Origin of the sequence: Peribacillus sp. NJ11 (genome assembly GCF_030348405.1) — a bacterium.
In the GTDB taxonomy this organism is placed as follows: domain Bacteria; phylum Bacillota; class Bacilli; order Bacillales; family DSM-1321; genus Peribacillus.
Genome location: NZ_JAUCFO010000001.1, coordinates 3,470,925 through 3,496,490, shown reverse-complemented (window position 1 = coordinate 3,496,490; position 25,566 = coordinate 3,470,925). Strand labels below are relative to the sequence as shown.

Sequence of the window (25,566 nt, the reverse complement as noted above, 5' to 3'; positions counted from 1 at the left end):
AACTACTCCCTCAACATCAATTGGAATGGACCCTCGCCGACTTTGACCGTTTTTTTAACATCGACCGTTTCAGCATCCATTACATACAATTCATCACTATCATATCCCGCTACGACCACATCTTCGTTAAAGTTCGCCATTTCAAAAGGGTTGACGCCGACCACTTTGCTTTTCACTTCCTCATATTGATCATTCAATTTATATAAGGAGCTGGTGCCATGACTAAGGACAAAAATGCCTTCAGCATTTTCCAGGAACTTTATCGGCATGGTGGGAGCCTTCAACTTTTTCTTCAACTCTCCCGTTTTTGCCGAATAAATATATAGATCTTCTTCCACTTGGTCCCCATCTCCGTGTCCCCCGATCCATATTTCATCCTTTTCCTCCCTTAATAATGTGCCTGTGCTGGAACTATGTATGGGAAATTCGAAATCGACCTTTTTCGTTTCAAGATTTATCACTGAACATTTGGTATCACCAAAATTAATTACATACAAACGATTCGCTTGCTCACCTTGAAGAACGGTCAAGGGGCTTTTACCAACCTTGACTATATCCTGCTCCTCCCCTTCATCATTTAAAAAGGAAATGGAGTGATTCGATTGATTGACTGCCACGATGCTTTTTCCATCCTGTAACAGCTGCATATTGACGATCCCTTTCCCAATTTCCCAACTGTTTATCAGTTTTCCTGCCGATAAAGAGAACACTTGGACTTTCTCCATCTCTTTTCCATAAAGCAGGATAGTATCTTTGTCGGCCAGAAGCAGGGCTCCGGTAAATGGTTCTGAAATATCCCACTTGGCAAAAGTATGATAGTTTTCATCTAAAAAAGTCAGGGAGGTATCCTTGATATTGACTGTCGCCAAAAAAGATTCACTTCTGTTTATTTTAGTAAATGCATTACCGCCATTACACCCAGTAAGCAGTACGATGGCAAGAAAAAGCCCAATGCCCCACTTCATATTTTAAGCTCCTTATTCATTAAATATCTATTTTTTTAAAATTTTAACAATGATTTGTGAAAAAAGTATGAAGCGGAAAAGAATATTTGCTTAACAAGCATCCGTGTCACAAGCGGAATCATAATCTTTCCAATTCAGTCACATAGGCCATGGCGATCGCGTTTTTCTTTTCTTCTGAAAGCGAAGATTCCATCACGCGTTTAATACAGAGGTAAAACTTCTCCAGTACCGGTTTCCGGGCACGTGGATGTGCATTTTCATCCAAAAGCTCACGGCGGATAAGTTCCGATAACACTTCCCTTCCACCTCCATCCGTCACCTTACGATTATTCCATATACTTAAATAAGCCTCCAGTAGTGCTTCTTGCCTGACATTTTCTTTCATATAATCCCTTCCATCCATTACTAATTTATACATATTAATGATCAAGTTTGTAAAGACTACTTGAATAATACGATATCGCTTAAAAAATTCAAAAAAGGAGTGAGTACATTGTCTCAAGTATACCGCTGTCCGAATTGCCGGACAAATAAATCTCGCTTCAATCTCATTCAGCAAGTATCAACACCAGTTAAAAAGGATCCGCAATCCGGTGAGATTGTTGAACAATATTCGAACGATTCCCTTCAACCATTCCATCTAGCATATAATGGTCCTGAAGTTCGGGTCCAATGTGCTGCTTGCGGATTAATTGAAGACGAAAAGACATTTGCCGCCTTTGGATTGCAACAATAAAAATGGTCAGACCCCATAAATGGGTCTGACCATTTTTTCAATCTTTTCCCACCGACATTTTAGCCCGGTCTATGGCAATTGGAATGGCTTTTCCATCCTCATATCCTTCATCCAATAATGCATTTGCGATTTCAATGGCCTTTTCCCTGACATCTTTATCTAGATTCTTCATCGAATTCGGATAATCGTTATTGTTCCATGGCACTAATACCGCCCCCTTGATCAGAAAGTTTCCTATTATGTTTCCCTTCTTTAGTGGGCGGTAAACGTTTATTGAGCCGCTTTCGCTTCCAAAGCCTTCAACTGACCAATCATCATTTCCCTATTCAGCTTTTCCCCGATAATGACGATATTCAATGGCATTTTCATCATTTCATTCATATACATCGGCATTCCGTAAGAGTATTGGAATAAATGTGGGTATTGTGAATGTGTAAAGGAAATGTATCCTTTCATTCGATAGACCGTTTCCGGAAGGGCCCTAAGCCAATCTTCAAAGTCAGTTTGTGCAACGGCCCCTTCAAATGTATGGACGACTGCAGTTAAATGCAAATGATCGCGTACATCAAGCTTTTGATGGCCATTACGCCCTTTTCTTTGCATCCTTTGCAACGATATCAAGGAAATGGCTGCATACTCCGTCAATAAACATACAGCATCCGTGTTCAGCGCCTGTATTGAATAAATCAGCTGTGCGGCCTCCATCTCACTAACTAGATCAGCTTTATTCAATAATATGAAATCCGCATGGTGGATTTGCTCAGCAAGCAACTGTCGAAGCTGCGGCGACAGTTCCTCCCGGTCGCGCCACCTTAATAAATCGACGACCGTTATAATCCCTTTATACTCCAGCCTTTTGGCGAAAAGCGGTGACATGATGCCATCCAATACTTCAACTGGATGCGCTGCTCCCGTTGTTTCAATATAAACGGCATCCAGGTCGTTTTCAGTTAGCAATTCATGAAGCTGAACCTCCAGTTTATCTTGAATTGTGCAGCAAATGCACCCGTCAAACAACTCCTTAAGAGGCACTCCATCTCCAATGAGTCCGCTGTCAACCGATACACTGCCGAGCTCATTTAAAAGCACGGCCACTTTTCTACCCGCTTCACTTTCCTGTTTTAAAATATTTCGAAGAAGCGTCGTTTTCCCACTGCCGAGAAAGCCGCCCAATATGTACACTTCGGTTGTTTTCATTCTTATCTGCTCCTATGATCCGGTTAAATTCGATTCCGTTAAATTTTATCATACTTATCTTACTTAAGCACTTGCCGGATATCTACATAAAAAAACCAGCCCGTAAGCTGGTTTTTCAACAATGATTCATGCTTGAACTTCGTCCTTTTCGTAAATCGGCACCCATCCTGCCGCTGTAACGAAAATACGGACAGCGACCGTTTTTCTATCTTCTGCCAGCGTGAAATAATGTCGTGTGGATTCTGGTACACTAATTAGATCTCCTGGATTAAGCCGTACATCAAACCACTTTTTATCGCCGCCTTCAATGGCAAAAATACTCGTTCCGCCTGCTATGAAACGCACTTCATCATCCTCATGGTGGTGTTCCTGCTTAAAGTTTTCAAGCATTTGATCCAAGTTTGGATTTGCATCGGATAATGTGATGATATCATGCGCTTTATAGCCTCTTCTTTCGGAAATTTCCGCTATCTCCGATTTGAATGTTAAAAGGATTTCCTCCTTGTCAGCATCTGTCAGATCGTATTTTTCCACAAGATGGGCCGGTAATTTCGAAATGTCCCATTGCTCATAAATAACCCCTTGTGTTTCTAAAAAACCTTTTACCTTTTCCCCATTTTCAATAACCTCGTTTGTTTCATGGAATCTGATCGTCGCCATCATTCATTCCTCCTCTATGGATTGTTATCTTATGGAACCTGCAAATGCCTTTTGTTGATTAAGCAACAGTTGATATTGAAATAAAAATTCGCAAGCTTCAAGTATTCTTTTAGCTTCGAATCCGCTTTTACCCCAAACCGTAATACCATGATTGCGGATCAGCACAGCGCCAGAGTCTTCTTCGACATGTGGTTTGAACTTATCGGATAACAGCGGAATGTCAGCGTGATTATAGATGATAGGAATCCTTAGCTCTGAATCTTCATCCCACCGTCCGGTCGCTTTAATGATTTCATGATTACGAAAAGTAACTTGACCTTCATCTCCGTACAATTCGGATATCACATTATTTTCAACTGTATGGACATGGAGTACACAGTTCGCATTGGTTTTCCCGTAAATAACGGTATGAAGCAATGTTTCGGCCGATGGTCTTAACTCCGTTTCTTCAACTGGTTTTCCTTTTAAATCAACCAGTAAAAAGTCCGAATCCGATTGCTTCCTTTTATCCTTACCGCTTGCCGTAATATAAAAGAAAGGACTTTCGGGCTTACGGATGGACAAATTCCCGCTAGTACCCATAAACCAATCCCTTTCGGCCAGTTCTGCTTTAATATCCGCTAACTCCAGCCATTCTTCTGTATGAGTGTTCACGCATTTACCAACTCCCGCTGCTTTAAAATGTCAATTACATCATAAAACGTTTCAAATCCTTGATGAAGAATCCCTTCCCTATCGCATTTCTCAAGCAGTATGTCACGAGCTATGACAAAATCTGCCTGTTTTGCCGCTTCAAAATCCGTTACTGAATCTCCAATAACTAATTTAAAATCATCCGCACTCGCAATTTCCCTCATAATTGATGGCTTACAGCAACCACAATCATTTTTACATTGGTCATCACAGGCATGTGGCCACTCAATATAAATTTTTTCCTTATTGAAAAATGCATGGTTGCAATAAACGGATTCTGATGGCAAGATATCATTTAAAAGAGGTGCTATGAAAAAATCCATGCCTCCGCTTACAATATATAAAGGGATGTTGGCTTGTTTCGTATACTCAACGAATTCATAAAACCCTGGACGAATGCCGGCCGACTCACATACATATTGAATGATGTCATCCTTCAAGCCACTATCAAGCAGGGAAAACATATCCCCTACGCCAGAAGATATACTGATTTTTTGCTGAAGGACATCGTCTTTCAACTCTTCCCATTCCGGAGGAGCAAATTTTTTCATGATGGAAATGATATTATCTGTGTTGGTGATCGTTCCGTCAAAATCACAAAAGATGATTGGTTTCATTATTTCTTATAAGCCTCCCCATAACACAAGAGCTTTTTTTAGTGTTTCTTCCTCAGCCGCCGCTTCAGATAGGTCCTTTCCTGCTAGAACGGCTTCCACAGCAGAACGGAAAGCCTTGGCCCCGCCCTCTGCTCCGTCAGGGTGCCCGTGAATTCCGCCCCCTGCATTAATCACGCTATCGAGTCCAAAATCCTTGATTAGGTCCGGAACCATGCCTGGATGAATGCCTGCAGAAGGAACAGGGAAGGCTTTTTTCCATGAAAGTTCATCTTTTGTCAGAGCTTCAGCAATCGCCAAGGTCTCCTTTTTTTCTAGTGCGACATTTCCATAAGGGGATGGGAACAAGGATAAATCCGCACCTGATAACCTTACTAATTTACCAAGCAATAATGGATAGCCGATCCCATAAAATGATGAAGATGCCAATGCCCCGCTAAATGCGGGGTGCGCCATGATCGGTAGCCTGATTCGATCATGCTCACTCAGGGCCTGCAATACATCCAAACCATATGTATGAACGTTGAACAATAAAGCATCCGCCCCTGCTTCAGCAGCTTGCTCCGCCTTATCCAATAAATCAAATGTTTTCCCTGATAGATTGACAGCGTATAAGGTTCGGTGGCCAGTGGTTTCATAGACTTCATTCAATATTCGTTTTCCAGTTTTTATTCTATCGAAAAATGGAGTCTGTTCCTGGTCGAAGAGAATTTCATCATCTTTAACTAGGTCGACACCTCCTAATGCTTGTCGCTTCAGTTGCTCATTATGGAAGGTTAGGTCCCTTCCTAATACACCTTTAAAGATGCTCATCACCAGGGGCCGGTTATATACGTCAATCTTTTCCCTAATGCCTGCAATGCCAAATTGCGGCCCTGGGAAAGCTTTTTGAATCTCACCGACAAAATCCAAGTCAATAAGTTTTATTTCTCCGTCCAATGAAAGTTTGCCGAAGACCGTCGTGAGGATTGCAGGTAAATCATTGGAGAAATTCCCTGCCGGATAGGCAATTTTAATTAGTGAACGGTACACTTTACGATTAAAATATCTGTTTGCCTTCTCTTCTTCAGATAGTGGTGTCACCGATACGACACGACCCTTATGTTTTTCCAGTTGCTTCTGGACCAAATGGGGCAGGTCCGTCCATGTTCCCACAGTCAATCCTAAGGCAATGCTTTCTGCTTTTTTCTCATGATTTCCATTAAAGTCATGAATTAAATAAGTAGCGACTATCTCGCTCATTTGATCACTCCTATATCACGTTAGTAAACTCTCGAAGTCATTAACCTGAAATGGTCTCAAAATGGCAAAAGCCCCTTCATAAAGAAGAGGCTTTAAAAAGCCATCTTCTTATCTCCCAGCCATTAGCTGCAAGAATTAGCACCGTGCCTTGTGGATTTCAAGAAAATCCGGCGAAGAATTCCGCCCCATTTTACAATGGAATTACGGTCGGTTGCTGGGCTTCATAGGGCTAGTCCCTCCACCTGCTCAAAATAAGAAAACGCTGATATATAGTTACATTCAAGTATCGAAAGATTAAGAATTTATTTTGTATTCTGACACGTAATCCATACTTTGTCAATAATTTCTTGTCTATTTAACCGTGGATAAATTGAATCCTCCGTTAAAATAATTTTAATGTACGTATCCGTTCCACAGCCTCTTCAAGCCGTTCTTCCGAAGTCAGAAGCCCTACCCTGACGTAACCTTCGCCAAATTCACCGAATCCATTCCCTGCGGCAACAGCTACGTGGGCATGCGTTAATAGATAGTCTGCAAAACTCTCGGACGTAAAACCTTTTGGTACCTTGAGCCAGGCAAAGAATGATGCCTCGGGAGCTTTGACATCCCATCCGATTGCCCTCAATCCCTCAATGAAAACATTCCTGCGTCCCTCATACATCTTCACTAACTCATCTACACAGCTCTGCGAGTCCAGCAATGCGCTTGCCGCTGCTTCCTGTATCGCTGGAAAGAGACTAACATAAAGATGGTCTTGCAATAGTTCAAGAGCTTCTATGACACTTTTATTCCCCACTGCAAAACCGACTCTCCACCCTGCCATATTGTATGTTTTCGATAGTGTGTAAATTTCTATCCCTACATCCTTCGCTCCCTCTGCCTGGAGAAAGCTTATCGGTTTTTTTCCGTCGAATCCTATTGCCCCATAAGCGAAATCGTGGACCACGCAAATCGAATGCTCTTTTGCAAAGGAGACGGTTTCATCAAAGAAACTTTCAGTTGCAGAAGCTCCTGTGGGATTATTCGGATAGTTCAAGAACATCATTTTGGCTTTATCAAGCACTTCTTTATGTATGTCATTGTATTTCGGAAGAAAATCATTTTCTTCTGTCAAGGGCATCAGTTCGGTCTTTGCCTGGGCTAAAACGACACCGGAAAGATAATCCGGATAGCCGGGATCTGGAACAAGGATCGTATCACCTGGATTCAATAAACACTGCGGCAGTTCGACAAGACCTGCCTTCCCCCCGAAGAGAATCGCCACTTCACTATTCGGATCCAGCTTGACACCATATTCACGTTCATAAAAGACGGCAGCAGCATCTTTTAAATATTGATGTCCCCGAAACGGCGAATATTTATGATTAATCGTTTTTTCAGCGGCAACCTGTAAACTTTTCACGATATGTTCAGGCGTCGGTTGATCAGGATTTCCCTGGCCTAAATTAATGACATCATGACCCTGCGCCGTAATCGCATTGACTTTTGCGACTAGAGATGCAAAAAATTGCTTGGGCAGTTTTTGAAGTTGTCTGGATTTTTCGAATTGCAACATTTATACACCTTCTCTGAAATTTCTTGAAATTCTAGACACAAATGATATATGTTTATCATAGTCTTGTAAAGCATTTTTTACATGTGGGTTTTAAACGATGAAGTGGAAAATTGCCTGCATTCAATTGGATATTGCCTTCGGGCAACCAGATATCAATTTTCAGGTTGCAGAATAATGGATGGAAATAGCAGCAATGTCCAAACCCGATATCGTTATTTTACCAGAGCTTTGGTCAACAGGATACGACTTGACCAGGTTAAATGAGATTGCTGATGAAGAAGCAGAAAAAACGATTGAATGTTTAAAAGATCAGGTAAAGAAACACCAGTTTCACATAATTGGGGGTTCCGTTGCCAAAAAGCAAGCAAGGGCATCTATAACACCATGATCATCATCAATAAGCATGGAAATCTCATAAAAGAATATGATAAGCTTCACTTATTTCAGTTAATGGATGAACATCATTTCCTGCAGCCAGGTGAAAAAGATGGTTTATTTACTCTTGATGAAAAAATATGTGCTGGATTCATTTGTTATGACATCCGTTTTCCTGAATGGCAGCGAGCCCATACTGTTCAAGGCGCCGAAGTTCTATTCGTAATGGCAGAATGGCCAAAGCCCAGACTCGACACTGGAGAGCCTTATTGATTAGCCGTGCCATCGAGAACCAAGTATATGTTGTAGCCGTTAACCGTTCAGGTTCGGATGTCAATAATATATTTGCGGGTCATTCCTTGATTATTGATCCATTGGGGAATATCATAAGTGAAGCCGGAGAAGCAAAAGAACTCTTGACAGGCACCTTGGACTTCAATAAAGTTACGGAAGCACGGAACAAAATACCCGTATTCGAATATCGTCGGCCGGATTATTATTAATTTTCCCATTGACAAACTATTTAAAAAGTTGATATTATTTTCCCGAAGATTAAAATTTCAGAAAACATATACTCTTATCAAGAGCAGGCTGAGGGATAAAGGCCCTATGAAGCCCAGCAACCGACTGTAATACCATTGTGAAATGGGGCGGATTCACCGCCGGATTATAAAATCCACAGAGCACGGTGCTAATTCCACCAGAATTCATTTTCTGGAAGATAAGAGGTCCGAAGCCAAAACTTCTGCCTCTTTCTATATGAAAGAGGCTTTTTTATTCTTATTTTGAATCTGGAGGGGAAAAGAATGACTCAAAACCATTCAAATTTTAAGAGATTGACAAACGAAACAGCTATAACCCTTGCAAAAAAACTTGGGTTGGTCAATGCGGATGCAAGTTTAAACTGTAAAGAAATCGGCGATGGAAATTTAAATTATGTTTTTCATATTACAGACACAGTCACAAACAAAGGAATAATAATCAAACAAGCGGTCCCTTATGCCAAGGTACTTGGTGAAAGCTGGCCGCTGACATTGAAAAGGGCAGCCATTGAAGCGAATGCACTGATTCATTTCAGAAGCTATTGCCCGGAATTCGTACCGCAAGTCTATTATTCGGATGAACAGCTTGCCATTACAGTCATGGAAGATTTATCGCACTTGAAAATCGTTAGAAAAGGCTTGATCGAAGGCGATCAATATCCATTGCTTTCACAGCATATTGGTGAATATGTAGCGAAGACGGCATTTTATACATCAGATTATCATTTAGAACCATCCGCGAAAAAGGAAGTGGCCCGACATTTCACGAATCCGGAACTCTGCAAAATCACTGAGGTCTTTATTTTCACGGATCCATTTTTTGAGGAACTCCCGGGAGATTTCGAGCTGGAATTGACTGATGCCGCCAAAAATATTTGGAATGATCAAGAAGTGATACTTGAGGTAGCTAAGCTGAAACAAAGCTTTGAAACCGAGCAGGAAGCCTTGCTTCATGGAGATTTACATACTGGAAGTATTTTTGCAAGTGAAACTGAAACAAAGGTTATTGATCCGGAATTCGCTTTTTATGGGCCCGTTGGTTTTGACCTTGGTCAATACACCGCCAACCTTCTCTTTCAGGCAATTACACGTAATGGCGTTGGAAAGGAAGAGATTTTCTCACACCTTCATGAATTTTGGAATGCCTTTGAAGAAACTTATACCGAATTATGGGAAGGCCAAAATAAAAGCCCATTCCGCCATGTGAAAGGTTATCTGCCTTATTTACTGACAAAATTCAAAAAAGATGCATTCGGTTTTGCCGGCTGTGAACTGATTCGGCGAACCATTGGCCTTTCCCATGTTGCCGATTTAAACGTCATTGAAAATAAAGATACAAGGATCGCTGCCAAAACGGCAACATTGGAAATTGGTGCATTTTTAATTAAAAAACGAGAAGAATTGGATGTTCCAGCTGTCATTGAAGCGTTGAAGCAACGTACACTGCCATCTTATTCAACCCTTTAAAAGGAGACCTGCACATGACTACACTAGCACCCTTACCATATTCGGTACAATGGGATGATACCCATATTACATTATTAAATCAACAAGCCCTTCCTTCCATAACTGAATTTATTGAACTTCATTCTGTTGATGATGTATATGACAGCATATTGACATTAAAAGTTCGTGGTGCCCCAGCAATTGGACTGACGGCAGCATTTGGTGTTGCACTTGGTGCCAAACAGGAAACAACCGCTGAATTAGGGGAATTCAAGAAAAATGTAACGAGGCATATTGAAAAACTCGCTTCTTCACGGCCAACTGCAGTCAACCTTTTTTGGGCGTTAAGGAGGATGGAGAATACGTTGAAAGCAGCGCAAAGCATTTCAACTGCCAAGGAAGCACTTGTATCGGAGGCCCAAGCCATCTTTGCTGAAGATGAAGAAATGTGCAGGAAAATCGGGGAACATGGTTTATCCTTATTCGCTAAAGGAGATTCCATCCTAACGCATTGCAACGCTGGAGGGATTGCCACAGCCCGTTATGGAACAGCCCTGGCTCCCTTCCACCTGGCTAAAGAAAGGGACTTTCCGCTAAAAGTGTACGCTTGTGAAACCAGGCCTGTCCTGCAAGGGGCGCGTTTGACGGCTTGGGAATTGATGCAAGCGGGGGTTGACGTCACCTTAATTTCTGATAATATGGCCGCCCATACGATTCACCAGAAACGAATAAATGGAATTATAGTCGGGGCCGACAGAATTGCGGCTAATGGAGATACAGCCAATAAAATCGGGACATTGGGATTGGCCATTTTAGCCAAGCACTTTGGTATCCCTTTTTATGTGGCGGCTCCATCAAGCACCTTCGACCTTTCAATCCAATCCGGCACATCCATCCCGATCGAAGAACGGCATGAAGCGGAAATCACTTTCATTCAAGGTGTAAGGATCGCCCCGGAAAACGTGAAGACTTTCAATCCAGCCTTTGATGTTACACCGAATCATCTAATTACAGGCATCATTACAGAAAACGGCATCATAACACCGGATTTCATCAAAAACATTCCGGATTTCGTTAAATGATCCAAGTTTTATTGGTGATAAAAAACGAGAAGGATTTCGTATCCGTCTCGTTTTTTAATGATGATCAATTATAATTATTCTTTCGAGGTCTATTATGAAATAATCTAAGTGATACGAATCTATTTACTAATTAAATCCCTATGTTTTCGATAACAAAAGATATTGGACATTCTTATTATTTTGAAAAGAACTCCTGAAGTGCTTTCTTATTTTTAGTGTAGTCCATTTCCAAAACGGCTCCGGCCTGGGGATATATTTCATCCTTAAAGCTTCCTTCCACTGGAATCCTTAAGGTTTCGACGGTTTCCGGTGTATGGAAGACGGCTTTTGGACCCATTTCCATTATCGTTTTCAGCCCAATATCTGTATCCAAATACGAGAGCCCTTGTTCTATTATACTAGGAAGGGCTGCCATCCCTTCGAAGGTTGAGATTTGATTTATAAACGCTGTTTTTAATTGAACCATTACTTCTTGTTGACGTTCAACCCTTCCAAAATCACTTTCATCATCATGTCTAAAACGGACATATTTCAATATTTCCTCACCATGTAAAACATTTTTGCCAGTGCTTGCTTGAATGCTCATATCATCAATAATTTCTTGATCCACATCCACCGCTACTCCTTCAGGGGCAAGCAAGTCGACCATCTTCACAAATCCCTGAAAGTCAATTACTGCCACATGATCGACCTTGACATCAAAGTTTTCCTGTATCGTTTTCTTGAGCAGTTCCCTTCCACCATAATAATAAGCGGCATTTATTTTGTTATATCCTGGTTTATACCCAGGGATTTTTACATAACTATCACGCATGATGGAAGCTAGCTTCAGTTTCTCCTGCTCAGGAAAGTATTTTGCCAGTATAATCGCATCTGATCGAGATTTTTCCTCTCCTCTGGTATCAACACCTATAATCAGAAATGTTTTCACGCTTTCCTCGTTCTCTTCTTCGGTTAGTTTTTTTTCCGTACCTGCATTTCCATTTTGTTTGGGTAAAGGGGCATAGGTGCAGCCTGCCAGAATCAAGATCAATAGATATATGAACAGTACCTTTTCTTTCATTACCTCACCTCATCGGAAATTTACCCATATTTTCTGCCTAATATTGGAATTGTATGCATTAAACGACAAAAAAGCCTGCCAACTATAATCGTTGGCAGGCTTTTCGGGCAAAATCATTTATTTGATTTCTTTCTTTAATACTTCTACCGCTTTTTTAACTTGAGTGTCGTTTTTAAGGATTTTCTCCCGGATGACCTGCATCAATTTAACGGTAGTATCGTCTTTTATGGTGCCGGTTTCTTTAATTTTTTGTTCCCTTTGGAATGCTATTACCGCATTTTTTGTTGCTTCATCAAAGAATCCATCTATCTTCCCTGGATCATGTCCTGCTTCCTTCAGCATCTCTTCAGCAGCTTTCACTTCACTTGAAGAATCCGATGCTTTCAATTCCTTATCAGGCGAAATGTACGGAAGGTTGGCATAATCAGGCAGCTTCACATTAATATCAGGCTTGATCCCTTTTTTATGAATCCAATTGCCTTCAGGCGTCAACCATTTAGCTGCCGTGTATTTGAAGTTGGATCCATCTTTAAAGTCTTGGGCAGTCTGAACGGTCCCTTTGCCAAATGATTTGACACCAATCAAAGGAATGTCTGCTGATTCACTGACAGCCGCTGCAACAATTTCAGAAGCGCTGGCACTTCCATCATCAATCAACACGACTACCGGGATCTTCAGCTCTCCATCATTCTTCGATTTATAGACTTCTTTTTTCCCGCTGCGATCCTCTACTTGAAGGACCACTTTCCCATTAGGTATGAACAGGCTTGCCATTTCTATTGCTTGGTCAAGCAGTCCCCCTGGGTTTCCACGCAAATCCAATACCAGACCCTTCATATCCTTCTTCGACATTTCTTCAAGCGCCGTTTTCAGCTCTTGGACTGTATGTTCGGAAAAACTGGTCACTTGGACTTTTGCAACTCCATCATCAAGCATTTCCGCATACACTGTTTCAATCGGAATTGTGTCACGTTTAATGGTGAGTTCAATCGGTTCCGATTCACCAGCTCTTGAGATGGATAAATTCACTTTCGTTCCCTTTTCGCCCCTGATTTTCAGGACAGCTTCAGAAGAGCTTAGTCCTTCAACGCTTTTACCGTCGACACTTAAAATGATGTCATTCGGTTTTACACCCGCTTTTTCGGCTGGGGACCCTTTTATCGGTGAGACGACCATGATTTTTTCATCCTGTTCCTGAATCTCAGCACCGATTCCTTCAAAAGATGAAGAGATGCTCTCATGGAAACTCGATGCTTCCTTTTTATCCATATAGGCAGAGTAGGGGTCATCCAATGATTTGATCATTCCATTAATTGCCCCGTCAACCAGCTTGTCTTGATCAATCTCTTCATAATAGTTATCTTTTATCGTATCGTATGTAGAATACAGCTTTTCAAATTCCGGATGTTTATCCGGTGCTAATGACTCTACTTTTTCATTTCCAAAGGTCAAGGCTATTGTAGTAATCCCTGCAGTTAGAAATATGACTAGGAAAATCCCCATAATGAACGTAAACTTCTTTATTTTAATGAATTTCCCTGCCTCTTTTGGCTGTTGTTGATTTTCTTCTTCCACTGAAGCCTCACCACTTTCATTCTTCATGACGATATAAACGGTTTCTTTCTATTTTATCAGTTTTCATGCCAATCGAAAAATAATAGTTATCAAAAATAACAACTTACCGATCATATGTATTTTTTTAACCCTTAGCAAACGTTAAATCTAGGGTACCCCTTAAGGCGAGACATTACAAAAATGCGGATACCAAGGAATAAATGAGCCTGTATCCCACCCTTCATTATACAGCATCATTTATTCCTGGTCACCCGCCTGTCATTAACATCCAATTATCAGTCTTGGATAGCTGCTTCCAAAGCCACTTCAACCATTTCGTTAAAAGTTGACTGGCGCTCATCCGACGTCGTTTCCTCACCGGTTAAAATGTGATCGGAAATGGTTAATACTGATAAAGCTTGGCGTCCAAATTTAGCAGCAAGCGTGTATAGGGCCGCTGATTCCATTTCTATCGCAAGGATTTGGTATTTTGCCCATTTTTCCAATTCACTATTATCGTTATAAAACTGATCGGCCGTAAATACATTCCCGACCTTCAATTGCATGCCCTTAGCCGTGCCCGCGTCATAAGCTTTTCTTAATAATTCGAAATCTGCGGTTGGAGCAAAGTCCACCCCGCCGAAAGTCATGCGGTTCATTTGGGAGTCGGTGGAAGCACTCATTGCAAGGATTACATCCCTGACCTTTACGTCTTTTTGGATGGCTCCTGCAGTTCCAACGCGAATCAGCTTCTGAACATTATAGCTATTCATCAATTCATTTACGTAGATGGAAATGGATGGAACACCCATGCCTGTGCCTTGGACGGAAATTCTTTTCCCTTTATATGTCCCTGTGTATCCAAACATATTCCGAACTTCATTGTAAAGTTTTGCATCCTCTAAAAATGTTTCAGCAATATATTTTGCACGCAATGGGTCTCCAGGTAGTAAGACCGTTTCTGCAATTTCATTTTCTTTTGCACCAATATGTATGCTCATACAACTATTTCCTCCTTAACTTGTGGTTGGAATGATATACAAAAACTACTATACCATATCAACCACAAGTTAGGAAAATTGAACCTGATCCAATAACCAACCTGATAAGGAAACTGGAAATCGTGAAAAGACTTTTGGCACCCCTCCTAAGAACCGCAAACAAAACGGCGGAGGCCCGCCGTCTTTTTTTAATTGTTTTTAAAATTAAGGGAAAGGAAGCTGCTAACCGTCTTATGACTGGTTACTCATCGACTTCTTCATCAATTATGCATTTTTCAAGAAGATATTCGAATGTGATGTCAGCAAGATCTTCAACTTCAGCTTCTGTTGGAAGATAGCCCCGTCTTATCAATTCTTGAAAAAAGAATTCCGCTATCTCTTCTGTATCAATAAAAACCTCAATTTCTCGCAAATCATCGCCCCCTTATTTAAAGGTCTATGAATGTGTAGAGACAAATATGCCAGTAAGGCATCCCTTAATGGAAAATCATATGAAGGGCCTATATTTACCATGTTCCATTGGTGGCCAATTTGAATGGTAGCTTTTTTAGGTAATTTGGAAATTGTCCTTTAAAAGTTTGGGATACCTTTTCACTTCGTTTGCTTCTTTTTATGATCTGGATAAATTTCCTCTGCAGCTTTTTCAATTTTAGCAAGGGCGATCTTCATGATATGACGATATTCATCATCGCCAAAATGTTCGTAGAGCTTACAATAATCATTATATAAATCCAACAGTCCATCAATCATTTCCTTTTTTTCACTTTTTGTCATTGTCATTTCTCGCTCACCTTTACCAGGGTTGTATTGTTTAGCAATGATAGCAAGCTCATTATTCTTTTTAGGAAGGAGCAGGCCCAACTTTTTAATGATCCCATCTGCACGTTTAGCATCGGCTATCAAAGTCAGTTCTTCTTCATGCGCTTCAAGCCATTCACCATCCGAGATTCTTGATAACTCATAGATTACATCCTCCCAGGCATTTTCCTTATAGCGCCAAATTTCCGTTCGATAGCCGATAATCTTGAAATAATCCTGTTCATATCCATCCACCTGGACCAAGTCACCTAATAAATATTTATATTCAATGTCGATTTGTTCTTTTGGATAAAGGATTTCTCCTTCGTATTCATTTATCGATTGCAATGTTTTTTCGATATAAAGACCTTCACTATAGTTCACTTCATACACATAAGCACCATCGAGAAATTTAACATCGGTTATATTCCCGACTGTCCCATACATTGTTATTACGACTGTATCGCCTAATTTAAATTTCGGCTGTTTTTTTTTGCCCATAAGAGACATCCCCCAATATGGTCCTTATCGTTTGATTAGTAAATTATATGCATAAACAAACAGGGAGGTTAATGGAAATGAGAGGGCATTTTACTCATTTAGATAAGGAACTTGCTCATTTATTAAAGGGCAACGAAAATCCTTGTTCCTTTATCTACAACCAAAAACCGTCTCATTTAATGAGACGGTTCGCAGTAGGGATAATGAGCGTCACTTTCGTTCCTTCGTCATGTACACTCTCAATTTGGAATTTCCCTTTTAATTCCTCCATTATCTGAATGCAGGTCGCTACACCTAGGCCGTTTCCATCCTGTTTAGTGGTATAAAAGGGCATGCCGATATTTTTTAAATTCTCGGGACTGATGCCTTTTCCATCATCTCTGATCATTAATTTTACATATTGGGAAACGGCAGTCAGATCCAGTTCAATCTGCCCTCTTGCTTCGATGGCTTCACAAGAATTATTCAAGACATTCAAGAGAACCTGTCTTAACCGGTTTTTGTCTGAAAAAACAATGACGGATTGTGTCACTCCGTTCATTATTCTTACGTGAGAACTCGGATTTGAAGAAGTATAGGTATCTATCATTTCATCAAGGAAATCCTTTAAATCCATTTTCTCCCATTCCAATTGATGGGGTTTTGCCAAATCAAGAAGTTGAGTCACGAATACATTCACCCGATCCACTTCATGAAGCATGACATCACTATATTTTTCTATTAGTGTTTTATCATGATCCTGACTCTTCAATAGTTGGAAAAAGCCCTTTATTGTCGTCAGCGGGTTCCTGATTTCATGCGCGACCCCAGCTGCAAGCTGGCCAACATATTTCAATTTTTCCGTACGGACGATTTCCTTCTCACGATCTTCTATCGTTTCCATCATTCTTAGAAAGGCAAGATTCAATTTTTCCATTTCCTCGAAGCTTCTTTTGTTGGAAAAGACGAATTCCTTTCCTTCAATGAAATCCTCCGTTGCTTCGACAAGATCTTGAACTGGCCGCACAAGAGTCTTTGTAAGTAAATAGACAGCCAGAATGATAGAAACAAATACGATGCTGTAGATGGTCAGATACCGTGATAAAAGGTCATTCAAAGGCTGAAACACCTGATTCTTATCTGCACCCACAACAACAAACCATGTATTCTCCGTTTCCGCTATCGTATGGACAGGCTGGATAGAATATATTTTTTCCCCATTCTCTGCACTGTACAATTCATCCGATAACGAAGCCTCCATCAGCTTTTCTTTCGTTAATCCAATTTCCTCCAAGGCTGAATCCTGCATGACGCCATGTGGGTCTTTTTTCGAAATCATGATACCTTCTTGATTAATCATGAAAAAGTTCACTGGGTATTTATCGCTAATTTCATTAGCCTTTTTCTCCATCATCTCCCAGAGCCCTTCCAATCTGAAAGCTGGAGATACGACACCTATTATTTTCCCTGTATTATCATATACCGGCGCACTTAGAGATATTATGGGTTCTGAGTAAGCTCGGGTTTTATATACGTCAGAAAGGAATTCATGACCTTCCATGGCCTCTTTAAACCATATTCTCTTTGCGAGGTTATCCCCGACCATTTTATTGGAGGTATCCGCAATTACATTTCCTTCCATATCCAAATGCAAAACACCGTAATAATTTCCTTTTGCATCGATAAACTTTTTTAGTTCAACTGACTTCTCTTCCTTTGAAGAGCCGGGATTTATGATTACCGAATTTGCACTCATTAACTTCACATCACTGATGCGTTCGTTCAAATAGCTATATGTTTCATTTACAATATTCAGTGAACCTGCATTCAAGACATTTTTTGCTTCCTTTTCCAGCAGGGAGCGCTGTGATCCATAGGATATGATCCCCAATATCAGAACAGGAACACTTGCTATAAGTAAAGAATAAAGCAAAATTCGGGTTTGAAGGCTTTTAAGCATCCTTCCGATCCCCCTATTCCTGATCTCCCAATAGGAGTCCTTCTTCTATTTGGACATATTGTTCCCACGCTTGATCGAATACTGACATACTTTCGAGATAATCTGCATTCAATTCCAAATAACTGCTTAGTTCATTATAATCAGTCGATTGTTTTGGGAAGCCATGATCCTGATAGGCATGATTGGCAAATTTAGTGATTGCATCAATTTCCTTTGGTTGTCGAAATTTCATTAAATATAAATAAAATGGTCTCATGGTGTCGAGCCCCCCTAAAAATAACTATGATTCCTGCTTTAATATATCGGAAACTTTCTCTTCCGTCCACTTTTTTAAAATAATTTGGTTTTTTCTTCCTCATTTTATTGAAATCCACGATTTTTCAGCACGAACCGCATTCGATAATAGAATACGGAACTTCAATAAAAATATCGTTCTCATTCCATATTGATTCAATCCTTTTAAAGGCGGGAAATTTTTTTCACACTTACGTTCTTTGTTCTTTAAGTGATCGATCAATGAATCGAAGCACTACAAGTTTAACCTAGAGCTTCAATCAAATGCCTGCAAGTAACCAGTACCTTATATACACACGAGCATGGTCAGTCATGCCGTATGAAGGGTGGCGGAATTACTCTAAACATTCAAATACCCGAAGACCTATAATTCTTGTGAATGGGAAAAACCCCCTACATCTAAGATAGAATAGTGTGATTTACACTGTTCTGCCTAAAATGAGGGGATTCATTCATTCATAAATGGAAACGTCATGTACCATTCCGCTAAAAGTCAAAGTAGTTGCGTTTCAACAGCTTTTTCATGTTCATTAGCTCACTGTACTTCGTTTGTTTTTCAAGCTGTTTCGAATCAATTAAAAATAGTTGATTTTCAATTTCCTTCACTATTTCATCACTTTGAAAAAGAGCATCGCAATTCTCACAATGGGATGAAGGGGTTTCCGTAATTTCCACTGCCCTCGTACCATCCGGCAGTTCCCAATACACCGTCCCCTTTACCGATGCAAGCTTCCCTTTCTCACACCATGGACACGTCTCCATGCTATTCATCTCCCTTTGGAGTGCTCTTTTTTTGCTGTGCCTGGAATTTCTTTTCTTTCAACAAATCTCTTTTTTCACGTTGGTTTTTCAATGTAGCATGCTCTGGGTTTGTCACGTAATTTTCCCGTCGATTCATTCGCTTCAGCCCTTCAGGCACTAAATTGAATTGCTTATCGTTCATCAAACCTGATACACCTATATCTGACCTTTTTTCTTCCATATCGGGATATACCCCTTTGAAATAATCATCTGCAAGGCCAGGTGTATAATGCTCAGGTTCAGGATATGTGGTTATGACTCCTTCAAAATTGCGCAGCACCGTTTTTGTTGGGGATTGTGAAAGGATATAATTCGGCTGCAGTGTTATTTTCCCTCCCCCACCTGGAGCATCGACGACGAAGGTAGGAACAGCATACCCGGATGTATGGCCTCTGAGTCCCTCGATGATTTCAATCCCTTTTGATATGGGAGCCCTGAAATGACCGATGCCTTCTGACAAATCACACTGATAAATATAGTAAGGTCGCACACGAATCTTAACAAGGTCATGCATTAGCTTTTTCATGATTGCGACACTGTCATTTATCCCCGCTAAAATAACTGCCTGGTTGCCCACAGGTACACCTGCATCTGCAAGCATCTCACAAGCTTTCTTTGACTCTTCGGTGATTTCTATCGAGGTATTGAAATGAGTATTCAGCCAAACCGGATGATATTTTTTTAAGATGGTACATAAATTTTCAGTGATTCTTTGAGGAAAAACAACCGGAGCCCGCGTACCTATCCTGATTATTTCAACGTGAGGGATTTCCCTTAAGTTTTTGAGGATATATTCAAGGATCGTGTCATTAATCAATAATCCGTCCCCGCCTGAAATAAGGACATCCCTAACAGCCGGTGTGTCACGTATATAACCGATGGCAGCGTCCAATTGTTTTTTTGGCACGCCCATGCCAATTTGCCCTGAAAAGCGTCTTCTCGTACAATAACGGCAGTACATCGAGCACTGATTCGTCACCAAAAAAAGGACGCGATCCGGATATCTATGGGTCAGACCCGGTACAGGGGAGTCCTCATCCTCATGAAGGGGGTCTTCCATGTCATATTTGGTTTTATGCATTTCTTCCGAGATGGGGACCGATTGCATTCTGATTGGACACCTTGGGTCATCTTGATTCATTAGCGAAGCATAGTATGGGGTGATATTCAAAGGGATGGTTTTAGTGGAGATCCTTACGCCTTCCTCTTCATCCGGAGTCAGGTTTACCACTTTTTTCAAATCATCAACGGTTCGGATCGTATTCGTAAGCTGCCACAGCCAGTTGTTCCATTGTTCTTCGGTTACATCTTTCCATAGCTCTATATCTTTCCAATTGCGATCTGGCTTATATAAGTCAAATAACATGGTTATACCTCCTGAGTTATGATAGTAGTATTAAATGCAAGAAGGGTGCCAAAATGACCCGAAAATTCCATTGACCATAAAAAAATCCGGACTGCTGGCTGCTTCCGGATTTTTTTATGGTCAAATATGTTTTTTTATTTTATATTGCAAGGTCTGCCTTGGAATCTGCAATAGCTTCGATGCCTGAAAAACATTTCCGTTTGTCTGATGAAGGGCCTCGGTAATCAATTTTGTTTCCATCTCAATCATGGCCTCACGAAGTGGAAGTATTTTTACTGATGAGGAATGGGTATGTTTTTTTAAAAACTGTGGCAAGTCTTCAAGGTTCAACATATCCTTCTCCGTATGGTTCATCATGAATTCTATCGTATGTTTAAGCTCCCTTACGTTTCCAGGCCAATGATATTTCCGAAAGAAAACCTTTGTCTTCTCATCAATGCCTTTTATGGAAAGTCCTAATTTACTGTTAAATATTGAGATGAAATGCTCAGTCAGAAGCTCTATATCATCAGTACGCTCCCTTAACGAAGGCAGCTCGTAGCTCAATACGTTTAATCGGTAAAATAGATCTGGCCTTAGCCTGTTTTCCGATACGGCCTTTTTAGGATCTATATTCATCGCTGCCATGATCCTCACATCCACCTGTACGCTCTTTGTGCCGCCTATCCTCCTGATGAACCCATCTTCAAGCACACGCAGAAGCTTTGCCTGCAAGTCAATCGGCATTGATTGCAATTCATCCAAAAACAAGGTTCCGCCGTTTGCTAATTCAAATAATCCCTGGCGTTCCACAGCCCCAGTGTAACTTCCTTTAGCCGTACCGAATAGAAGCGATTCCAATAAATTTTCTGGTAAGGCAGCACAATTTTGCGCGATGAATGGTTCTTTACTACGGCTGGAATCCTTGTGGATGCTTTGAACAAAAAGCTCTTTTCCTACACCGCTTTCCCCATAAACCAATACCGATGAGGATGATCGGGCAGCCTTTTTCCCTTGTGATATCAAACCTTTAAACCCAGTATCACTAGTAAGGATTTCAGTGAACGAATACAATCCGCCTTTCTGGGACGTTTTCTTTTCAGGACTTTTGATTGTCTTGAGCGAGCTTTCAAGGTCAGCTAACCTTTCAGATAATTGCTTCAAGCTTGAATAATCCTTAGCAATTTCTATTGCACCAATCATGAACCCATCTACATATATGGGGAGCGTCGTATTCATCGTCTCAATGATTCGCCCATGTGCATTTACATATGATTGGCTATAGTTGTAGATCGGTTTTTCAGATTTAATCACTCGGAGTAATGTCGATGATTTGTGATTTAAAGAAGGGAAGGCTTCAAGCAACGGTTTCCCAAGCACTTCACTTCTTTTCATTCCATCATGATTGGCCGCCACTCCGTTATAAAATATGGTCTGTCCTTTTGGATCTATTACATGAATGCCTTCATCAATTGTCTCTAATATAGCTTCCAGTACTTCACTTGTATTAAAAAATTCACTTGGCAAGATACCCCTCCTCAATTACCTTCTTGCTAGAGTATATGAGGAAATGCCAAAAACTTGTCATGTACCGCCTGAAAATGAGCAATCATGTAAAATTTTTCACCCAAAGATTCATGTCTTCCAGTTTATCGAAGATGTAACAATTATTGGCCAAACGTCCACGGTACGAGTAACCCTGCTGGTGCAATGCAGCATTCATACCGAATGAGAGCGACCGGGCTATGGAATAGATACAATAAATTCCATTCGAAATAAGGTAGTCTTCAAGTGCGGAAATCAAGTGTTTCATCAAACCGTACTGCCGATGTTCCGGCAATGTCGCACAATCAGTGATTTCCGCATTATTGTAAAAAGAATCAATTTCTGCGGAAGCAGCACTGATGATCTTGCCTTCATGAACATAAATATAAAAGACCGTTCCCTTTTCCATGCATTTTTTCACATATAGCGGATCATTCATTGGAGTGGGATACACTTCGAAAACCTTCCCATACAATTGTGCCAGCTGAACTGCATCGGTAACTTCCGCTTTACGTCCTTGATAGGCGGACGGCGGAACATCCAGTCCGGATTTTATCGGGAGACTCTGAACATCGGTGAGGATTTGATCTTCCTTTTCCCATTCTTCACTGTTGCGCCTTTCATTCCTGTTATATTTAACAAGGAAAAAACAATCGCTTCCCAAAAAGAACTTATCGATGCTTCCTTCATATAAAAAGCCCTGAGCAATTAATGCCAGAACGTTTTCCTTGCGTGACTTGAAGATGATTTTCTCTGCTGATACGCCGTTAGCCACCTTCAGAGATTCCTCTACGCATTCCTGAAAATGACCTAGATAATCATCAACCCTTATTCGCTTATTAAAATAGTCGATCGTAATATGTATTGAGCACCTTGGCTTTTGAATTCTTTTTTCAATGATGCCAGCCTCCATTTGTCCCGCTCCTTTCACGTCCATCGAAAATGGTAATAAGAGGCCTGACCCTTTCTAGAATCAGACCTTGAGGAAAATAATTATTGCTCTTCCGCCCCGCACCAATCAATCATGGTCAATGCAATGATTTCTGCAACCTCCATCATTTTATCCACTTCTATATATTCGTTTGAATCATGGGCCATCTTCGTTTCCCCTGGTCCAAATACAACTACGGGAGTCGAGCCAACTGATGAAAGATACCCTCCATCCGTGGCCCAGGGGGACGCTTCGACAAGCGGTTCTTCCCCCACCACTTTTTCATAGTACCTGCCAATGGTTTTCATTAGCGAATGATCGATTTCGAGATTGCCTGGCAGCCATCTGGCCCCAAACCATTCTAATTCAATAGGTTTTTCTTTGAACCACGCATCACTCCGGTTTAAAGCATCTATTCGCTGTATCAGCGATTGTTGTGCCTCTTCCATGGTCTCTGTCGGTGCGATGCCAAATCTGCCTTCAAGAACGGCTGTATCCGGCACTGAAGAAGGCCAGTTTCCGCTTTGAATGCTTCCTATATTGATTGGAATGGGAATGGGTACATTTTTATAGAGTGAATGACGGAGTGACTCATTCCGTTCTTGTTCAAGCATCTTGATTTCTTTCATTACACCAACCGCTTTATCTATTGCACTTACTCCTTCATACCTTGTGCCTCCATGTGCAGACTTGCCCTTTATTTTCAGTCGAAACCACATCGAACCTTGCTGTAAAGGGAAGAGTTTCATATTGGTAGGCTCCGGAATGATTGCGCCATCCGCTTCGTACCCTCTGATGACTGCCGCTAGTGTCCCGGCACCGCCGCTTTCCTCTTCAATCACACTCTGGAAAATCACGTCCCCCTTCAATTGGATTCCAGATTCGACTATCGCTTCGATGGCCAGCAATAAAGAAACATTGCCGCCTTTCATATCTGTCGTTCCCCTCCCGAACACTTTCCCGTCTTTTAATTTGCCGCTATAGGGTTCATCGTGCCATGCTGCATGATCGCCTTCAGGAACAACATCAATATGTCCGTTTAAAATGAGGGATTTCCCATTGCCGGTTCCTCTTTTAATAGCCACAAGGTTCGGATTTCCTTTAAAATCCTTGCGATCGCAATAAAAATGGGGGTGTTTTCTTAATTGTTCATCCCCGATTTCCCATAGATCTATTTCCAGACCAAGTTGTCTGCACTTCTCGACCACTATGGCTTGTGCACTTCCTTCTTGCCCCCTTTTGCTCGGTTCCTGGACCAGTTTTTGCAAAAGCTGAACCCCATTTGTCCGATGATCATTCAACCATGTTCTTATTCTTTCCTCATACATATCCATTCTCCTCTCTCATTCTTTTAAAATATGGATGTTTTCAGAGACGGTAAACGAGGCTTCAGTTCGATTCCTGATTTCCTCAATACCGGACGTATCAAATACATCTGTTAAGAGGAGACCCTCGGAATTTACAGAAAACACGCCCAGTTCAGTGATGATCATATGTACGCATTTCTTGGCAGTTAACGGCAACGTACATTTTTTGACTAATTTAGACATGCCCGCTTTATCGGTATGTTCCATTAATACGATGACCTTTTTTGCCTTTGCAGCTAGTTCCATGGCACCACCCATGCCTGGCACCCTCTTTCCCGGGACAATCCAATTAGCGAGATCCCCTACTTCACTCACTTGAAGGGCTCCTAGAATCGTGATATCCACCCTCCCGCGCCGTATCATCCCAAATGCAACCGTACTGTCGCAGTAGGAAGCCCCGGGTCTTATGGTGATCGGTAGTCCCCCGGCATTGCAAAGATGTGCATCTTCCTTTCCCATTTCAGGAGAACTGCCAATCCCCACAAGACCATTTTCAGCATGAAACATAACTTTATGGTCATTCAAAAGATGATTGGGTACAAGCGATGGAATGCCAATTCCCAAATTGACCAGCATCCCATCGCTTATTTCTGCTGCTGCCCGTTTCGCTATTCGATTTCTATCTTCGGTTCCCAAACCCATTTCCAATCGACTCCTTTTGATGGAATGATATAATCCACAAAGGCACCCGGCACAATGATGCTCTCTGGATCCAAAGAGCCAAGCGGAACGATTTGCATGGCTTCGACGATTGTGATTTGTCCGGCCGCAGCTACGAGTGGGTTCGTGTTCCTGGCGCTTTTATCAAAGATGAGGTTTCCATAAGGATCTGCCATTTCTGCGTAAACAATGGCGATATCTGCTGTTAATGCAGGTTCCACCAGATAATTTTTCTTACCTAGCTTTACGGTTTGCTTGCCGTCCCGGACGATATCGGTTTCAATTCCTATATCAGTCAATACCCCACCTAATCCCATCCCTCCAGCCCGGATGCGTTCGACAAGTGTTCCTTGCGGAGAGAACTCCACTTCGAGTTCCCCATTGTTCATTAATAGTCCTGCATTTGGATTGGAACCGATATGGGAAACGATGATTTTTTTTGCACGGCGTTGGGTGACCAGTTTTCCGATACCAATATCGGGGAAACCTGTATCGTTCCCAATCAAGGTTAAATCCTTTATACCTGACTCCAAAATCAAATTGATCAATCCCGGAGGTGTCCCTATACCACCGAATCCCCCATACAGGATGGACTGATTATCTTTAAAGAGATGGAGGACATCCTCCAAACGACAAATCTTCTGGAATGTATTTTCCAAC

General features: G+C 41.3%; 25 protein-coding genes, 2 pseudogenes and 2 riboswitches. Of the genes and pseudogenes, 4 read left to right on the top strand and 23 right to left on the bottom strand.

Annotation, left to right across the window (positions count from 1 at the left end; genetic code table 11):
• Positions 1-2: 2 nt before the first annotated feature.
• Both QUF86_RS17325 and QUF86_RS17320 read right to left on the bottom strand, forming a co-directional pair.
• Positions 3-965 (bottom strand): YncE family protein, encoded by a 963-nt coding sequence (locus QUF86_RS17325; protein ID WP_289335001.1) that lies wholly within the window; start codon positions 963-965, stop codon positions 3-5.
• 118 nt (positions 966-1,083) lie between these two features.
• The gene (locus tag QUF86_RS17320; protein WP_289335000.1) at positions 1,084-1,350 is read right to left on the bottom strand and encodes a hypothetical protein; all 267 of its coding nucleotides are present in this window, start codon (positions 1,348-1,350) and stop codon (positions 1,084-1,086) included.
• 108 nt (positions 1,351-1,458) lie between these two features.
• Between QUF86_RS17320 and QUF86_RS17315 the strand changes: the two genes are divergently transcribed.
• A complete protein-coding gene (locus QUF86_RS17315; protein WP_251428523.1) occupies positions 1,459-1,701 on the top strand; it encodes a DNA alkylation repair protein in 243 nt (80 codons plus the stop codon).
• 58 nt (positions 1,702-1,759) lie between these two features.
• Here QUF86_RS17315 and QUF86_RS17310 read toward each other — a convergent pair.
• The 7 genes and pseudogenes from QUF86_RS17310 to QUF86_RS17280 form a co-directional block, all read right to left on the bottom strand.
• Positions 1,760-1,906: pseudogene (locus QUF86_RS17310) on the bottom strand (DUF2188 domain-containing protein); the annotation flags it as partial.
• Between the two features lie 65 nt (positions 1,907-1,971).
• Positions 1,972-2,898: a CobW family GTP-binding protein gene (locus tag QUF86_RS17305; RefSeq protein ID WP_289334998.1), complete on the bottom strand. Its 927-nt coding sequence runs from the start codon at positions 2,896-2,898 to the stop codon at positions 1,972-1,974.
• Positions 2,899-3,024: 126 nt separating this feature from the next.
• On the bottom strand, positions 3,025-3,558 hold the full coding sequence (locus QUF86_RS17300; protein ID WP_289316065.1) for a cupin domain-containing protein: 534 nt from the start codon (positions 3,556-3,558) through the stop codon (positions 3,025-3,027).
• A gap of 24 nt (positions 3,559-3,582) precedes the next feature.
• Positions 3,583-4,212 (bottom strand): methylthioribulose 1-phosphate dehydratase, encoded by a 630-nt coding sequence (locus tag QUF86_RS17295; RefSeq protein WP_289316064.1) that lies wholly within the window; start codon positions 4,210-4,212, stop codon positions 3,583-3,585.
• Positions 4,209-4,868: a 2-hydroxy-3-keto-5-methylthiopentenyl-1-phosphate phosphatase gene (locus QUF86_RS17290; protein ID WP_353957668.1), complete on the bottom strand. Its 660-nt coding sequence runs from the start codon at positions 4,866-4,868 to the stop codon at positions 4,209-4,211. The genes QUF86_RS17295 and QUF86_RS17290 overlap by 4 nt, the downstream gene beginning before the upstream one ends.
• 6 nt (positions 4,869-4,874) lie before the next feature.
• On the bottom strand, positions 4,875-6,107 hold the full coding sequence (gene mtnW / locus QUF86_RS17285) for a 2,3-diketo-5-methylthiopentyl-1-phosphate enolase (protein WP_289334997.1): 1,233 nt from the start codon (positions 6,105-6,107) through the stop codon (positions 4,875-4,877).
• Positions 6,108-6,212: 105 nt separating this feature from the next.
• Positions 6,213-6,365: riboswitch (SAM riboswitch) on the bottom strand.
• A 124-nt stretch (positions 6,366-6,489) separates the two neighbouring features.
• Positions 6,490-7,662, bottom strand: coding sequence for a pyridoxal phosphate-dependent aminotransferase (locus tag QUF86_RS17280; protein WP_289334996.1), 1,173 nt, complete (start codon positions 7,660-7,662; stop codon positions 6,490-6,492).
• 178 nt (positions 7,663-7,840) lie between these two features.
• On the opposite strand from QUF86_RS17280, the pseudogene QUF86_RS17275 reads away from it, so the two are divergent.
• The 3 genes and pseudogenes from QUF86_RS17275 (at position 7,841) to mtnA (ending at position 11,107) form a co-directional block, all read left to right on the top strand.
• Positions 7,841-8,540 (top strand): annotated as a pseudogene (locus QUF86_RS17275) (carbon-nitrogen family hydrolase).
• 71 nt (positions 8,541-8,611) lie between these two features.
• Positions 8,612-8,765: riboswitch (SAM riboswitch) on the top strand.
• 78 nt (positions 8,766-8,843) lie between these two features.
• Complete coding sequence (gene mtnK, locus QUF86_RS17270) at positions 8,844-10,046, top strand: S-methyl-5-thioribose kinase (protein ID WP_289334995.1); 1,203 nt, start codon at positions 8,844-8,846, stop codon at positions 10,044-10,046.
• Positions 10,047-10,060: 14 nt separating this feature from the next.
• Positions 10,061-11,107, top strand: a complete 1,047-nt coding sequence (gene mtnA / locus QUF86_RS17265; protein WP_289334994.1) for an S-methyl-5-thioribose-1-phosphate isomerase — start codon at positions 10,061-10,063, stop codon at positions 11,105-11,107.
• 175 nt (positions 11,108-11,282) lie between these two features.
• On the opposite strand, the gene QUF86_RS17260 is transcribed toward mtnA, so the two are convergent.
• The 14 genes from QUF86_RS17260 to QUF86_RS17195 all read right to left on the bottom strand — a co-directional run bounded on the left by QUF86_RS17260 (position 11,283) and on the right by QUF86_RS17195 (position 25,565).
• Complete coding sequence (locus tag QUF86_RS17260; protein ID WP_289334993.1) at positions 11,283-12,170, bottom strand: LCP family protein; 888 nt, start codon at positions 12,168-12,170, stop codon at positions 11,283-11,285.
• A gap of 117 nt (positions 12,171-12,287) precedes the next feature.
• Complete coding sequence (locus QUF86_RS17255; RefSeq protein WP_483313923.1) at positions 12,288-13,745, bottom strand: lmo1851 family serine protease; 1,458 nt, start codon at positions 13,743-13,745, stop codon at positions 12,288-12,290.
• Positions 13,746-14,020: 275 nt separating this feature from the next.
• Positions 14,021-14,725 carry a purine-nucleoside phosphorylase gene (deoD, locus tag QUF86_RS17250; protein WP_289334992.1) on the bottom strand — a complete coding sequence of 235 codons (705 nt, stop codon included), beginning with the start codon at positions 14,723-14,725 and terminating at the stop codon, positions 14,021-14,023.
• Positions 14,726-14,966: 241 nt separating this feature from the next.
• The gene (locus QUF86_RS17245; protein WP_064505166.1) at positions 14,967-15,137 is read right to left on the bottom strand and encodes a YozD family protein; all 171 of its coding nucleotides are present in this window, start codon (positions 15,135-15,137) and stop codon (positions 14,967-14,969) included.
• A gap of 179 nt (positions 15,138-15,316) precedes the next feature.
• Positions 15,317-16,024, bottom strand: coding sequence for a hypothetical protein (locus tag QUF86_RS17240; RefSeq protein ID WP_289316055.1), 708 nt, complete (start codon positions 16,022-16,024; stop codon positions 15,317-15,319).
• Between the two features lie 172 nt (positions 16,025-16,196).
• Entirely contained in the window at positions 16,197-17,963 is a 1,767-nt protein-coding gene (locus QUF86_RS17235; RefSeq protein ID WP_289334991.1) for an ATP-binding protein, read from the bottom strand.
• A 13-nt stretch (positions 17,964-17,976) separates the two neighbouring features.
• The gene (locus QUF86_RS17230) at positions 17,977-18,219 is read right to left on the bottom strand and encodes a YozE family protein (RefSeq protein WP_289316053.1); all 243 of its coding nucleotides are present in this window, start codon (positions 18,217-18,219) and stop codon (positions 17,977-17,979) included.
• Positions 18,220-18,743: 524 nt separating this feature from the next.
• A complete protein-coding gene (locus QUF86_RS17225) occupies positions 18,744-19,019 on the bottom strand; it encodes a YokU family protein (protein ID WP_289316052.1) in 276 nt (91 codons plus the stop codon).
• A 1-nt stretch (position 19,020) separates the two neighbouring features.
• Positions 19,021-20,424: a lysine 2,3-aminomutase gene (kamA, locus tag QUF86_RS17220; RefSeq protein ID WP_289316051.1), complete on the bottom strand. Its 1,404-nt coding sequence runs from the start codon at positions 20,422-20,424 to the stop codon at positions 19,021-19,023.
• Between the two features lie 120 nt (positions 20,425-20,544).
• Positions 20,545-21,930 carry a sigma-54 interaction domain-containing protein gene (locus tag QUF86_RS17215; RefSeq protein WP_289334990.1) on the bottom strand — a complete coding sequence of 462 codons (1,386 nt, stop codon included), beginning with the start codon at positions 21,928-21,930 and terminating at the stop codon, positions 20,545-20,547.
• An 82-nt stretch (positions 21,931-22,012) separates the two neighbouring features.
• Positions 22,013-22,861, bottom strand: coding sequence for a putative beta-lysine N-acetyltransferase (ablB, locus tag QUF86_RS17210; protein WP_289334989.1), 849 nt, complete (start codon positions 22,859-22,861; stop codon positions 22,013-22,015).
• A gap of 80 nt (positions 22,862-22,941) precedes the next feature.
• Positions 22,942-24,213 (bottom strand): peptidase, encoded by a 1,272-nt coding sequence (locus QUF86_RS17205; protein WP_289334988.1) that lies wholly within the window; start codon positions 24,211-24,213, stop codon positions 22,942-22,944.
• Between the two features lie 9 nt (positions 24,214-24,222).
• A complete protein-coding gene (locus tag QUF86_RS17200; protein WP_289334987.1) occupies positions 24,223-24,888 on the bottom strand; it encodes a 3-oxoacid CoA-transferase subunit B in 666 nt (221 codons plus the stop codon).
• Entirely contained in the window at positions 24,855-25,565 is a 711-nt protein-coding gene (locus QUF86_RS17195; protein ID WP_289318356.1) for a CoA transferase subunit A, read from the bottom strand. The genes QUF86_RS17200 and QUF86_RS17195 overlap by 34 nt, the downstream gene beginning before the upstream one ends.
• Position 25,566: the final 1 nt, after the last annotated feature.

Bases quoted from the DNA above. Each gene is read 5' to 3' on its own strand.
- QUF86_RS17325 (WP_289335001.1), bottom strand. From the start codon at position 965: ATGAAGTGGGGCATTGGGCTTTTTCTTGCCATCGTACTGCTTACTGGG.
- QUF86_RS17320 (WP_289335000.1), bottom strand. From the start codon at position 1,350: ATGAAAGAAAATGTCAGGCAAGAAGCACTACTGGAGGCTTATTTAAGT.
- QUF86_RS17305 (WP_289334998.1), bottom strand. From the start codon at position 2,898: ATGAAAACAACCGAAGTGTACATATTGGGCGGCTTTCTCGGCAGTGGG.
- QUF86_RS17300 (WP_289316065.1), bottom strand. From the start codon at position 3,558: ATGGCGACGATCAGATTCCATGAAACAAACGAGGTTATTGAAAATGGG.
- QUF86_RS17290 (WP_353957668.1), bottom strand. From the start codon at position 4,868: ATGAAACCAATCATCTTTTGTGATTTTGACGGAACGATCACCAACACA.
- mtnW (WP_289334997.1), bottom strand. From the start codon at position 6,107: ATGAGCGAGATAGTCGCTACTTATTTAATTCATGACTTTAATGGAAAT.
- QUF86_RS17280 (WP_289334996.1), bottom strand. From the start codon at position 7,662: ATGTTGCAATTCGAAAAATCCAGACAACTTCAAAAACTGCCCAAGCAA.
- mtnK (WP_289334995.1), top strand. From the start codon at position 8,844: ATGACTCAAAACCATTCAAATTTTAAGAGATTGACAAACGAAACAGCT.
- mtnA (WP_289334994.1), top strand. From the start codon at position 10,061: ATGACTACACTAGCACCCTTACCATATTCGGTACAATGGGATGATACC.
- QUF86_RS17260 (WP_289334993.1), bottom strand. From the start codon at position 12,170: ATGAAAGAAAAGGTACTGTTCATATATCTATTGATCTTGATTCTGGCA.
- deoD (WP_289334992.1), bottom strand. From the start codon at position 14,725: ATGAGCATACATATTGGTGCAAAAGAAAATGAAATTGCAGAAACGGTC.
- QUF86_RS17240 (WP_289316055.1), bottom strand. From the start codon at position 16,024: ATGGGCAAAAAAAAACAGCCGAAATTTAAATTAGGCGATACAGTCGTA.
- QUF86_RS17235 (WP_289334991.1), bottom strand. From the start codon at position 17,963: ATGCTTAAAAGCCTTCAAACCCGAATTTTGCTTTATTCTTTACTTATA.
- QUF86_RS17230 (WP_289316053.1), bottom strand. From the start codon at position 18,219: ATGAGACCATTTTATTTATATTTAATGAAATTTCGACAACCAAAGGAA.
- QUF86_RS17225 (WP_289316052.1), bottom strand. From the start codon at position 19,019: ATGGAGACGTGTCCATGGTGTGAGAAAGGGAAGCTTGCATCGGTAAAG.
- kamA (WP_289316051.1), bottom strand. From the start codon at position 20,424: ATGTTATTTGACTTATATAAGCCAGATCGCAATTGGAAAGATATAGAG.
- ablB (WP_289334989.1), bottom strand. From the start codon at position 22,861: ATGGAGGCTGGCATCATTGAAAAAAGAATTCAAAAGCCAAGGTGCTCA.
- QUF86_RS17205 (WP_289334988.1), bottom strand. From the start codon at position 24,213: ATGGATATGTATGAGGAAAGAATAAGAACATGGTTGAATGATCATCGG.
- QUF86_RS17200 (WP_289334987.1), bottom strand. From the start codon at position 24,888: ATGGGTTTGGGAACCGAAGATAGAAATCGAATAGCGAAACGGGCAGCA.